The organism is Myroides odoratimimus (assembly GCF_030326305.1).
Taxonomy (GTDB): domain Bacteria; phylum Bacteroidota; class Bacteroidia; order Flavobacteriales; family Flavobacteriaceae; genus Flavobacterium; species Flavobacterium odoratimimum_A.
On record NZ_JACAKB010000030.1, the window covers coordinates 23773 to 36455 of the forward strand.

Here is a 12683-nt window from a genome sequence, read left to right on the forward strand (position 1 = left end):
TAAATGGAAGCAAAGGAATTAAAGCAAATTGCTCATAAGTATGCAAAGTCAGTTGAATTAAATGACTTTGTTGCGTATGGTAGTGTGGCGGCAGCTATTGAGACTATAGACGGTAATATATATACAGGGATTAGCATTGATACTGCTTGTTCTATGGGATTCTGTGCAGAGCATGGAGCAATAGCAGATATGCTAAAGCATGGAGAAAATAGAATAAAACGTGTAGTAGCTGTAACTGAGAAGGGAGAGGCTGTACCTCCGTGTGGAAGATGTAGAGAGTTTATGACTCAATTAGCGCAAGATAATGAAAATGCAGTCGTAGAAGTAGAAGATGATCACTATGTAACTTTAGGATCGCTTATACCTTATGATTGGAAGAAAGGAATGAAGCGAAACTGGTAAAGATGTACTTTGCTATTCGATTATAAAAGACTTTAGTATATACTAGAGTCTTTTTTTGTACGATCCCTTTTTTACGAATAATTTATTATGTGTTTATCAATTTTATTAGTTCACTATTAAACTATGTTTATTTAGTAGTAAAATCACATAAAGTGATTATTTAACAAATATAAGAAAATGAGATTGTTAAATATTAGTTATAATGTACAGTTGTTCACTGATTGTGAATTTATTCTGATGTTTTGTTTTGGATAATACATATATGTGAGCATATATTTGTCAAAAATATAAATATAGCGACAATTAGTATGAAAAAACAAACTCTATTTAGTATCCTATTTTTAGTGATGTCTGTTGTAAGTCTTACAGCCTGTTCTTCTAGTGATGATGTACAAGTCACAGAGGCTGGGCAGAATAATTCTAAAATGTTTGGTAAATGGGAATTTGTAGAAAAAGTAGAATTGGATATAGATGGTAAGATAGTAAAAGAGATTTCAGCAAGCAGTCTTAATATCCCAGCTCAAACAGTAGATTATTACAAAGGAGGAATCTCTATTCAAACTGACTATGTAAATAAGAAAGATGGTCAAGGTAATTACTACAATAAAAGATCTCCTAGACAATGGATGCTAAGTGGTACTAGATTGTACTTAGGTATTAGTAAAACATTAGAACAAAATGCTGAGCAGATCTATGATGTTCAAGTATTAAATCAGAATGAGTTAATTATTGAACGCAAGATAGATGCAAATGATGGTAATCGTTATACTTCTAACGTAAGCAGTATTAAAATTACCTATAAAAAAGTGAACTAGTCTTTTACTACTCATAAACATTAGACCCTTACCGTAATTATTACAATGTAAGTAGTAAAAAGATTCTGTAAATAATAAGTAATATAACTTTGAAGAACAGTTATCAAAACGAGGGTGGAGATAACTGTTTTTTTGTTTTTAAGTGGTGTAAGAAGAATAAATAGAGGAAATACTCACTATAACTAAAGAATATAGTAGCTTTTAAAATAGTGTTTTATCTTTATAAGTGATTTGTTTATCAATGTTAATGTGTGAAAAATAGATACTTTAAATATGTTATTTTTGTAAAATTTATGAAGTAAATAAATGCTTTGTTTTCTTATATTAAAAACAGTATAGAGTATTTTTATTTTATTATTATTTAGGATTTTCTTTAGTTTTTTGCGTAAATCTATGTTATATTTTAGGTGTAGTATCCTTAATAAATTCTCATAGTTTAGTTTTCTAGATTTTGGCTTGATGTCAGTCTTAATTAATTGTTATAATCGACTGTTAATTATGTGACCTATTTATAGTAGGGACTTTTGTCTTGTTTTTTGTTGTTTTTGTCCTTGTAACTTTGTCAAAAAATTACAAAACAAAGGATTATGCAACAAAAATTACTTTTTTTATCAATGTTATTTATGCTATTTTTTACCATTATTTCTTGTTCTAGTGATGATATTCAGGTTACTCATCATGGTAAAAATAAAGCGCTAATACTTGGTAAATGGGAGTTAGAGAGTAAGAATTATTATGATGGATATGGCCATCATATATACAGTGCGACTGAAGAGGACATTAATTACCCTCCTCAAATATTAGTATTCCATAGACAAGAGATCATGATTCAGACTGACTTCTATAAAGAGGAAGGAGAACTAGAGGTAGTCTGTAGTGAACAATCTCTGTTCCAATGGTGTATGAGAGAAGATAAATTATATTTAGGTATTGGTAGAGAAGTAGACTCTAATGATTATCAAGAATATGATATTCTAGTTTTAACGGATGATAAGCTAGTATTGGAGAGAGAGGTTAATGAATATGATAATGACCTTTTTCAATCAAGAGCTAAATATGTTTGGATTACCTATAATAGAGTATCTAGTCACTAGGTATAGTTAGGGTATAATATGGTTTTAAATAATTGGGCTGTTTTAGGAAGGAGACAAGTGAACCAGAAACTCAGTATAATTAACAGGTGTTTCACAAATGGACAGCTGTAATTAGATGAGAAAAGTGTATCTTTCACACTGTAAATAGACAGTGAAAATAATATATGGGATTACAGATAGGAGGGCTAGTAATAGATAAAAATTACGAATCTGATTTAGAGGGATTAGAAGTAATACTAAACAAGAAATTAGTGTTTGAAGATGAGGTTGTGTTTAAAAAGGCTTCAGCTAATGATAAAGAGTCAGATGTATTAGATATCTACTTTTTAGACGATGCGACTCTAATTATGTCATCTATAGCTATAGCTTCTTTAGCATATAAGGCAACTCAACAGAAAGCGATGTCTTTTGTTATAGATGAAGAAACAATGTTATTTAGCCTTTATTATACAGAGAATGGCTTCTTGACGAGAAAAGTGATAGAAGTAGAAGGAGATGTAGTAGAAAGTAGAGGGGAACAATTCGAATATGAGGATGTAGAAGAGAGTAAAGTAGAGCTCATCTATCATCTAATAGAGGATATCTTAGGTGAATATTTATGGGATATAGAACCTCAGGAGAGATGTATGCGTTTCGGGGTTAATGAGATAACTGTACAAGAGAAACAGGAAGTCGTTACTTCTATACCTTCTTTTGAATTTGAAGATCTAGGAGGAGAAGAATATCCGTGTGATGAAAGCAAAGTAATCAATATGAATGAGGAAATCACTAAGGTTAAAAAGCAAAAGAAATCATCGATCATAAAGCAAGTTATAAAAGGACTAGGATTAAAGAATTAGTTTAGTATTATTTAAATATAAAAGGGAATCTATTGTGTAGATTCCCTTTTATATTTATTCTTTTTTCTCAACAGGTTTGTTTTTGTTGATTTCATCTTGAAGTTGACGACGTATTCTTTGTTCGCGTTCTAGTGAAGATTTTCTTAGTTCTTCTAGCTCTTCTTCAGTTTCAGTTAATTTTCTATTGACTTCTCTAATTTCAGAAAAGCTTCTTTTAAAGCGATAGTATATTACTCCTAATACAATAATTAATATACCTATAATCGACCATATTATAGTTAAGAAAGTTGATTTCTCTGAAGACATTCCTAAAACTTCAATATTCTTAGTAGAAGACAATGAAGTAGAAAGAGAATCTCTTGTTATTTTTAGCTGTGAAGCTAAGCTTTCTACAGACTCTTTATGTTCTAACGAGGCATCTTTATTGTTAGCAATAGTAAGGTGTAACTTAGTAAGAGAATCATTTACATTCTTCTGTAATTGGTGTAACTTTTCTACTTCAACAATTTTAGATTTTTGCCAATTCGTTGATTCGTTTAATAAAGTATTGAATTGATTATCTATTGTATTTGTTCTTTCTTGTGCAAAGCTCGCCAAGCTAATTGCAATTAAAGCAACAGTAAATGTGAATTTATTTCTCATCTATATTTTTTATTCTGGTATCTTCAGAGTGACACTTGTTAGTATAATTTATTTAGCCCTTTCTTGTAAAATCTTCATTGTAGAAAATATCAAAACTAAAAAAGTGAAAAGTACAATAGTATATTAATCTTTAGATACTTTTAAAAATTATAGAAAGAATAAAGAACTATTGTTTTATTTAAGACCTTTTGGGTTTTGTTTACAAGTGCAATATATAAAATGTTTAGTATTATCTAAAATTGTTTTAAAATTCTAATAAAATTTGAATATAAACACTTCTATGCCTCAATATCAGTATGCTAAATTGTGTAATAGTTGTGTTATTTTGAATAAAATGGAAGATATTTAAAATTTTTGAATTTTATTGTTGTAGCAATTTTTGAATTTTGAAGGCAAAAAAAGTTAAAAAGTGCCATATAATAGATGAGATATAAAAACAGAGATTCATGTACAGTCTTTTTTGAGAAGCTATGTTTTCACTGTTTTTGTAGTTCTTGAGGTTTTAGATAGCTGTAGTTTTTGTCAATTCTATATAGATGTTTAGTACCATTTTTTGTAAGATTAGTAATCTTTTACTTTTGTAAGATTTATAAAAAACAATACATATTATTGATAATAATAAAAAAAGCCACTGCTTTAACAGTGGCTTTTATATCTAATTATTGCTTTAAAAAATTACTTTTTTTCTGTTGTAATTGTACCAAAAGTTAGTGTCGGTTTTACAAACGTTCTATCTGAGTTACTAGACTTTACGAATGTTAGATTTCTTAATGAGATCTCGTGTAATAACTTTGGCTCAGAACCATCTGCAGGTTCAGTCCATCTTGACTTGATAACAATTTGCCCTTTAGAAGCGATCCAATATTCTTCTAATTTATTTGGGTTATTGGTATTTGATCCTGGTATATCCCCTTGGTACTCACATACCTGATTTAGGTTGATTCCTGTACGACTATATTGTTTTAGACTTACTACTCTTTTTTCGTTTAGTTCTATAATACTCTCAGTCGTAGGTTCTGTAGGTAGGTCTCCTTCTGTAATATTTAAGATTAAAGCCTCTTTATCTTTTAGATTATACAGTGAGTTATTACAATTAAAGTTGTCTAATCCATTCCCGTTATTATTATCAAATTTAAAAGCTAAAGTCCTATTAGCATAAGTGGTAGAACCAAAAGGCATATTGTCATATTTAATATTTGTATCCCCTTGATTAAAATTAACATTTAAAAGTGAAAATGTATATTGATAAATAAGGTTCACGCTGTTATTTGCTGCTGTAGTGTTATTAGTAACTTGTACAGTTCTATCGATGATTACAGTTCCTCCAGGTGATGCTGCTATACTCTGGATAACAGAAGGTGTGGCAGGAGGAGGAAGGTTACAGATAGATTTTCCTTCTACTTTATCAGTGTATTTTCTATAGTCTAGACTAGTGTCAGTTCCATTGATATCTACTCTAGCTCTAGAGATAGTCTCGTCTCTCATAATATTATCAGCATCTATCACTAGTATAAGTGCTTCATCTTTTTGTAACTTATAAAAGATTTTATCTGCTCCTGGTGTAGTACATCTTTGTACAGCAGTTACTTTACTAAAGTCAATGTCTTTATATACTAAATTACCATCATCACATGAGGTAAGTAAAAATATGAAAGATATACCTGCAAGGGTAAAAAACTTTTTCATCTGTAGTGAATATATTATTATCTACAGCAAAAATAGTTTTTTTCTTTCTATAAAACGGTTTGCATTGGTATATTATGTTTATTTATATGTTTTATATTTATAGACATTATATTTTTGATAATTAAAGGGGGAGTTTTAGTGTTTTATAATGCTCATTAAAGATAGAATAAAAAAAATGAATGTCTTTTTTAGGGGAATATAGTATTTGTCTATATTTGGATGTGTTAAATTAATCGTAATAAATCATCATACTTATATGAGTAACTCGACAATAAAAACTAATTATCCAGCACTGTATACATTAGTAACGGTCTTCTTCTTTTGGGGATTTTTTGGAGCAGGTAATAGTATTTTTATTCCATTTTGTAAAGCGTATTTTCATCTGGATCAATTTCAATCTCAATTAATTGATTTTGCTTTTTATACAGCGTATTATTCAGGTGCTTTGATATTGTTTATTTTAAGCACAGTTAAAGGTAAGGATCTTGTAACGAGTTATGGTTATAAAAAATCTATAGTATTTGGTTTATTATTTTCGGCAGTAGGAGCAGGATTAATGATCTGGGCTGTCAATGTTAATGTCTATACAGCATTATTAGTAGGACTTTTTGTAGTAGCTCTAGGTTTCTCGTTACAACAGATTGCTGCTAATCCTTTGGTGATCTCTGTTGGAGACCCTAAGACAGGAACGAGTAGAGTAAGTTTAGGAGGGGCAGTTAATTCATTAGGAGGGACTATAGGACCATTGCTAATGGCGTTTGCTTTATTTGGAAGTACAGTGGCGCTTACAGATGATCAAATACAACATCTGAGTCTGTCTAGTATGACTCTTCTATATACAGGTGTAGGAGCTCTTTTTGTTATTGCAGCTATGCTATTTCGATTCTCAAAAAAGATACCTGATGGTGTACGTATTGAACCTATGGAGCCAGCTAAGAAAGCGATAGGAACTTTAGTTACCATGACAGTATTATTAATGATGATTTATGTACCAGTATTTAGTACATATAGTCAGTCAGCTAATGAGCCTATAGAGCTATTGGTTAAAGAAAAAGAGATTTTAGAAAACAAGAAGGTAGATGTATCTCAGGAAGGAGAAAAAGAGAAAGCAATAGCGTTTTTAGATACTCAAATTGTAGAGATTAAAGAAGGCTTAGATAACAAACGTATTATGTTACTTTCGGCTGCTTTAATAGTAATAGGTGGAAGTATTGGGTTTGCTTTTAGAAGTAGTAGAAAGAATAAACAAGGATGGGGTGCAATGCAATATCCACAGTTGTTACTTGGGATGTTTGGTATTTTTGCTTATGTAGGAGTAGAGGTAAGTATAGGTAGTAATCTAGGTGAGCTGCTTAAGTTAGAAGAGTTCGGTAATCTGCAATCGTCTCAAATCACTCCTTATATATCGATGTATTGGGGAAGTTTAATGATTGGAAGATGGGCAGGTGCTGTAAGTGTATTTAACCTTACTAAAGGGAAACAACTATTAGCGATGATCATTGTACCATTTTTAGCTTATTTCGCTGTTCTTGGGGCTAATTATTTGGCAGGTAATAATATCACTCCTTTATACTATTATTCAATATGTGTGGTTTTACAAATCGTATTAACATATTGGGCAAAGAATAAATCAGCTAGAACCTTAATGTTGTTCAGTCTTTTTGGATTGTTGGCAATGTTAGTTGGATTGTTTAGTACAGGTATGGTTGCTATTTATGCTTTCTTAGCAGGCGGTTTAGCTTGTAGTGTATTATGGCCAGCTATTTTTAATATTGCTATTATAGGATTAGGTAAGTATACAGCTCAGGGATCTTCTCTTTTAATCATGATGATATTGGGAGGAGGTATTATTCCTCCGATTCAAGGAAAGGTAGCAGATATATTAGGTATTCACCAATCTTATATAGTGAGTTTACTATGTTTTGCTTATTTATTAGCCTTTGGTTTAGTAGCGAAACGAGTATTATCAAAACAACAAATAGATATTGATAATATTGATTAGTTTTTATCTGAAAAAAGACTTTACAATTTATACATCTTGGATTAAATGTATATAAATGAGATAAAGTAAATAAGATAAGGAGTGTGAATTTATACTTGTTTGTATAGTGATATTATTACAGAAGATCAATATGAGAATAACGAAGAAAGAATTCGTTAATTTCGTAAAAGTCTTGAAAAGTTGTAATTTGATTTGCGCTAATAATACGAGTTTTATTACATTTGCGAATACGTGACAATTAAAGACATGACAAAACAACTCTATTCAAAGAGTATAACAATAATTTTACCAACACAAATAAAATGAAACACGTTTATCTTGATAATGCTGCGACAACATCTGTACGTCCAGAAGTAATCGAAGAAATGGTTAATGTACTTAGAAATGATTATGGTAATCCTTCTTCAACATATGCTATCGGAAGACATGCAAAGTCGTTAGTAGAAAATGCAAGAAAAGTAATAGCAAAACAATTTAATGCTACTTCTTCTGAGATTATCTTTACTTCTTGTGGAACAGAAGGTAATAACTGGATTCTACGCTCTGCAGTACGTGACTTAGGAGTTAAGAGAATAATTACTTCTAAATTAGAGCATCATGCTGTCTTAAATACTGTGAAGCAACTAGGTGCAGAATTTGGTATAGAAATAGTGTTCTTAGATATTCAACCTACTAGTGAAATTGATTATAAGCAATTAGAAGAATTATTAAAAGATGAATCTAAGCTTACATTAGTGAGTTTAATGCATGTTAATAATGAGGTGGGTACAGAATTAGACTTGAAGCGAGTAGCTACATTATGTGAAGCGAATCATGCTTTATTTCATTGTGATACTGTACAGTCTATCGGTAAAACTAAAATAGATCTAGCAGAAACACCAATAGATTTTATTGTGGCTAGTGCTCATAAATTTCATGGACCAAAAGGAATTGGTTTTGCTTTTATCCGTAAGAAAAACGTGCTAAAACCTGTGATGTTTGGTGGAGAGCAAGAAAAAGGGCTAAGAGCTGGTACTGAAGGTGTACACCAAGTGGTAGGTATGGCGAAAGCACTAGAAATGGCTTATGAATTACTAGATGAAGAAAGAGCGCATATTACTAGTATTAAAGAATACTGTAAAGAGAGACTAGTAGAAGTATTCCCAGAAGTATGTTTTAATGGAAATAATGTAGGGTTCTATAATATCTTGAATGTATTATTGCCGTTATCAGAAGAGAAAGCAGCAATGATGTTGTTCCAATTAGATATGAAAGGAATTGCAGTATCTCGTGGAAGTGCATGTCAATCAGGAAGTCAAAAGCCTTCACATGTATTATCTCAGTTTTTATGTGCAGAGGATTTGAAGAAGCCTAGCTTAAGACTTTCTTTTGGTCATGAAAACACAAAAGAAGATATTGATATTTTAATCGAAGTATTGAAAACAATCTAATCAGATTGTAGTTTAAATATAAATTAAATCCACTCCTAGAGAGTGGATTTTTTGTTTTTAGAATTGAGAAGTAGTAATCTTAACTAAAAAAAGAGAAAACTTCACCAAAAATAAGATTGCTTTACATTAACATTAGCGCTAAATTTGCAGAAACAACACAACATTTATGAGTTCGAATAATAGATACGCACTACGCGGGGTTTCTGCTGAGAAAGAAGACGTTCACAATGCAATTAAGAACATTGATAAGGGATTATTCCCAAAGGCATTTTGTAAGATTATACCAGATCATTTAACAGGAGATGAAGATTACTGTTTAATTATGCATGCTGATGGAGCGGGGACAAAGTCTTCTTTGGCTTATATGTACTGGAAAGAAACAGGAGATATTTCTGTATGGAAAGGAATTGCTCAAGATGCATTAATCATGAATATTGATGATTTATTATGTGTAGGAGCGACAGATAATATTATGCTTTCTAGCACTATAGGGCGTAATAAAAATCTAGTTCCAGGAGAAGTTATTTCTGCTATTATTAATGGAACAGAAGAATTAATTAATGAACTAAAATCTTTTGGAGTGACTATTCACTCTACAGGAGGAGAGACCGCTGATGTAGGGGATTTAGTTCGTACGATTATTGTTGATTCTACTGTGACTGCTCGTATGAAGAGAAGTGATGTTATTGATAATGCTAATATCCAAGCAGGGGATGTTATCGTAGGTTTAGAATCATTTGGACAAGCTACTTATGAAAAAGGGTATAATGGAGGTATGGGAAGTAATGGATTAACATCAGCTAGACATGATGTTTTTGACCATTCTTTAGCTGCAAAATATCCAGAGAGTTATGATTCATCGGTACCAGAAGAGTTAGTCTATTCAGGAAAAGTACATCTTACTGATGCTGTAGAAGGTTCTCCTATTGATGCAGGTAAGCTAGTGTTATCACCTACTCGTACCTACGCTCCGATTATTAAATCAATATTGAATAAATATAAATCAGATGATATTCATGGAATGATTCACTGTAGTGGAGGAGCACAAACTAAGATTCTTCACTTCGTGGATAAATTACATATCATAAAAGATAATATGTTCCCTGTTCCACCGTTATTTAAGCTAATTCAAGAGCAATCTAATACAGATTGGAGAGAGATGTACCAAGTGTTTAACTCAGGGCATCGTATGGAATTATATGTAAGACCAGAAGTAGCAGCTGATATTATTGCTATCTCGGAATCTTTTAATGTAAAAGCTCAGATAGTAGGAAGAGTAGAAGCATCAGAAGAGAAGCAATTGACAATCACTTCTGAATACGGAACATTTAAGTACTAAAAAAAACATACAATATAAAATGGCAAGATTGCTTTCTATCGATTTCGGTAAAAAACGTACAGGTATAGCTGTAAGTGATGAATTACAAATTATAGCTTCAGGATTAACGACAGTTGATACAGAGCAATTATTGCCATTTCTAAAAGATTATTTTTCTAAAGAGAAAGTAGAGAAGGTTATTATTGGAGAACCAAAACGATTAAATAATGAGCCTTCTGAAGTAGTCCCTTTGTTAAATAGCTTTATTGAGAAGTTTAAATCGTTATTCCCAACTATGATTGTGGAGAGAATTGACGAGAGATTTACGTCTAAGATGGCTTTTCAAACAATGATTGATAGTGGACTCAAGAAAAAACAAAGACAGAATAAAGCGCTGATAGATGAAATAGCAGCAACTATTATTCTTCAAGATTATATGAGAAAATAAGTTAGTCATTTTTTACTTTATTTAAGAAAAGTTGTTGGTTATTTCTCTTAAATAAAGAGTAATTTTGCATATTAAATAAATCCGATATAATGTCAAGTATACAAAAATCAGAGGCTGATGTTGTTTTGGTAGGGGCAGGTATTATGAGTGCTACTCTTGGGGTCCTACTGAAAGAGCTGAAACCAAACTTAAAAATTGAGGTTATTGAGCGTCTCGACAGTGCGGCTGCCGAAAGTTCTGATGCAATGAATAATGCCGGAACTGGACACTCTGCGTTTTGTGAATTAAATTATACGCCTGAAAAAGCAGACGGTACAATAGATGCTTCTAAGGCAATCAATATTGTAGAGCAATTCGAAGTTTCTCGTCAATTTTGGTCTTATTTGGTAAATAAGGGAGTCCTTAAAAATCCAAGTAATTTTATCCATACTGTACCTCATATGAGCTTTGTATGGGGAGAAGATAACGTGAACTATCTTAGAAAACGTTATAATGAACTTCAAAAATATCCATTATTTCAAGGAATGGAATTCTCTGATAATAAAGAGAAAATAAAAGAATGGGCTCCATTGATTATGGAGAACAGAAAGGAAAGTGAAGTATGTGCTGCTACACATATGAATCTTGGAACGGATGTTAACTTCGGAGATCTTACTCGTCAATTATTTGACTATCTAAAGAATGAGGATGGAGTTAATATGACTTTTAACTGTGATGTAACAGATATTAAAAAAACTGGTTCTGATTGGACAGTGTCTGCAACTGATAGTAAAGGACAAAAGAAAGTAATCAAATCTAAGTTTGTATTTGTAGGAGCAGGAGGAGGAGCAATCCTTTTATTACAAAAAGCTGATATAACTGAAAGTAAAGGTTATGGAGGTTTCCCTGTTGGAGGAGAATGGTTGGTATGCCGTAATCCTGAAGTAGTTAAAAAACACATGGCTAAGGTATATGGAAAAGCATCTGTAGGTGCACCACCAATGTCTGTACCTCACTTAGATACTAGATTTATTGATGGTAAGCATTCATTACTTTTTGGTCCTTATGCTGGTTTCTCAACAAAATTCTTAAAGAAAGGATCATACTGGGACTTAATTAAGTCATTAGAACTTAATAATATTGGACCAATGTTAGGTGCTGGTCTTCGTAATATGGATTTGACTAAGTATCTAATCGAGCAAGTATTACAGTCTTCAAAATCTCGTTATGCAGCATTGAGAGAATATTATCCAGATGCTAAAGAAGAAGATTGGAAACTTGAAAAAGCAGGACAACGTGTTCAGGTTATCAAAAAAGATAAAGATGGAAAAGGTATCTTACAGTTTGGAACGGAAGTCGTAAGTGCTGCAGACGGATCTATAGCTGCATTATTAGGTGCTTCTCCTGGAGCATCAACTGCAACGCCAATTATGTTAAAGCTTTTATCTCAATGTTTTAAAGAAGAGTTTAAATCTGCAGAATGGCAAAGTAAGTTTAAAGAAATGATTCCTACTTTTGGATTGAAATTAAATGAACATCCAGAATTGGTAGCTACAACTAGAGAAAATACTAGTAAGACTTTAAAAATATATCCACATAATAACTAATGAGAAGCCTCCTAAATAGGAGGCTTTTTTATATAACGACTATTTATAATCCATATATTGAGAAAAGATCTCGTATAGAAATGTAAATAGTGTGTGTTGTGATGAATTTAACTATTATATTTACATACGCTTTTCTCTTGGTTAGATAATGACTTTTTAATTATAAATATTTGATATACATTTTTTTACATAATATGTCTAAATCTCTTTATCTGATTTTTTCTTGTTGGATATTAGTGTTTTTTATGACTAACTGTGATGGTGTAAAGAAGAATGATCTATTACATAAGACTATAAAAGATTATCTAAATGTATATAATCCAAATGCTGTAGATTCGTTAATGTCGTGAATTCAAGTTATAAATGCAACAGTTGCTATTTTGTCTAATTTATCTGCAAAAACTTCATTAGGCGATTTAAA

Annotated in this window: 11 protein-coding genes; 9 read left to right on the plus strand and 2 right to left on the minus strand. The window is 31.4% G+C overall.

Annotated features, from left to right (window positions below; genetic code table 11):
- Positions 1 to 3 precede the first annotated feature (3 nt).
- The 4 genes from HX049_RS15725 (at position 4) to HX049_RS15740 (ending at position 3150) form a co-directional block, all read left to right on the plus strand.
- Positions 4 to 402, plus strand: a complete 399-nt coding sequence (locus HX049_RS15725; protein ID WP_286417028.1) for a cytidine deaminase family protein — start codon at positions 4 to 6, stop codon at positions 400 to 402.
- A 308-nt stretch (positions 403 to 710) separates the two neighbouring features.
- Positions 711 to 1217, plus strand: coding sequence for a hypothetical protein (locus HX049_RS15730; RefSeq protein ID WP_286417030.1), 507 nt, complete (start codon positions 711 to 713; stop codon positions 1215 to 1217).
- Between the two features lie 587 nt (positions 1218 to 1804).
- Complete coding sequence (locus tag HX049_RS15735; RefSeq protein WP_286417033.1) at positions 1805 to 2311, plus strand: hypothetical protein; 507 nt, start codon at positions 1805 to 1807, stop codon at positions 2309 to 2311.
- Between the two features lie 164 nt (positions 2312 to 2475).
- Positions 2476 to 3150, plus strand: coding sequence for a hypothetical protein (locus HX049_RS15740; RefSeq protein ID WP_286417035.1), 675 nt, complete (start codon positions 2476 to 2478; stop codon positions 3148 to 3150).
- 54 nt (positions 3151 to 3204) lie between these two features.
- Here the strand turns inward: HX049_RS15740 and HX049_RS15745 are convergent, their stop codons facing one another.
- Both HX049_RS15745 and HX049_RS15750 read right to left on the minus strand, forming a co-directional pair.
- The gene (locus HX049_RS15745) at positions 3205 to 3792 is read right to left on the minus strand and encodes a hypothetical protein (protein ID WP_286417036.1); all 588 of its coding nucleotides are present in this window, start codon (positions 3790 to 3792) and stop codon (positions 3205 to 3207) included.
- 675 nt (positions 3793 to 4467) lie between these two features.
- Complete coding sequence (locus tag HX049_RS15750) at positions 4468 to 5478, minus strand: hypothetical protein (RefSeq protein ID WP_286417038.1); 1011 nt, start codon at positions 5476 to 5478, stop codon at positions 4468 to 4470.
- 256 nt (positions 5479 to 5734) lie between these two features.
- Between HX049_RS15750 and HX049_RS15755 the strand changes: the two genes are divergently transcribed.
- The 5 genes from HX049_RS15755 (at position 5735) to HX049_RS15775 (ending at position 12262) form a co-directional block, all read left to right on the plus strand.
- Positions 5735 to 7480: an MFS transporter gene (locus HX049_RS15755; protein WP_041890985.1), complete on the plus strand. Its 1746-nt coding sequence runs from the start codon at positions 5735 to 5737 to the stop codon at positions 7478 to 7480.
- Positions 7481 to 7782: 302 nt separating this feature from the next.
- Entirely contained in the window at positions 7783 to 8910 is a 1128-nt protein-coding gene (locus HX049_RS15760; RefSeq protein WP_041890988.1) for a cysteine desulfurase family protein, read from the plus strand.
- A 166-nt stretch (positions 8911 to 9076) separates the two neighbouring features.
- Positions 9077 to 10249, plus strand: coding sequence for an AIR synthase related protein (locus HX049_RS15765; protein ID WP_041890991.1), 1173 nt, complete (start codon positions 9077 to 9079; stop codon positions 10247 to 10249).
- Between the two features lie 19 nt (positions 10250 to 10268).
- Positions 10269 to 10676: a Holliday junction resolvase RuvX gene (gene ruvX, locus HX049_RS15770; protein ID WP_041890994.1), complete on the plus strand. Its 408-nt coding sequence runs from the start codon at positions 10269 to 10271 to the stop codon at positions 10674 to 10676.
- 89 nt (positions 10677 to 10765) lie between these two features.
- Positions 10766 to 12262, plus strand: coding sequence for a malate:quinone oxidoreductase (locus tag HX049_RS15775; protein ID WP_041890996.1), 1497 nt, complete (start codon positions 10766 to 10768; stop codon positions 12260 to 12262).
- Positions 12263 to 12683: the final 421 nt, after the last annotated feature.

Coding starts and splice junctions, on each gene's coding strand:
- HX049_RS15725 (WP_286417028.1), top strand. CDS start 4: ATGGAAGCAAAGGAATTAAAGCAAATTGCTCATAAGTATGCAAAGTCA.
- HX049_RS15730 (WP_286417030.1), top strand. CDS start 711: ATGAAAAAACAAACTCTATTTAGTATCCTATTTTTAGTGATGTCTGTT.
- HX049_RS15735 (WP_286417033.1), top strand. CDS start 1,805: ATGCAACAAAAATTACTTTTTTTATCAATGTTATTTATGCTATTTTTT.
- HX049_RS15740 (WP_286417035.1), top strand. CDS start 2,476: ATGGGATTACAGATAGGAGGGCTAGTAATAGATAAAAATTACGAATCT.
- HX049_RS15745 (WP_286417036.1), bottom strand. CDS start 3,792: ATGAGAAATAAATTCACATTTACTGTTGCTTTAATTGCAATTAGCTTG.
- HX049_RS15750 (WP_286417038.1), bottom strand. CDS start 5,478: ATGAAAAAGTTTTTTACCCTTGCAGGTATATCTTTCATATTTTTACTT.
- HX049_RS15755 (WP_041890985.1), top strand. CDS start 5,735: ATGAGTAACTCGACAATAAAAACTAATTATCCAGCACTGTATACATTA.
- HX049_RS15760 (WP_041890988.1), top strand. CDS start 7,783: ATGAAACACGTTTATCTTGATAATGCTGCGACAACATCTGTACGTCCA.
- HX049_RS15765 (WP_041890991.1), top strand. CDS start 9,077: ATGAGTTCGAATAATAGATACGCACTACGCGGGGTTTCTGCTGAGAAA.
- ruvX (WP_041890994.1), top strand. CDS start 10,269: ATGGCAAGATTGCTTTCTATCGATTTCGGTAAAAAACGTACAGGTATA.
- HX049_RS15775 (WP_041890996.1), top strand. CDS start 10,766: ATGTCAAGTATACAAAAATCAGAGGCTGATGTTGTTTTGGTAGGGGCA.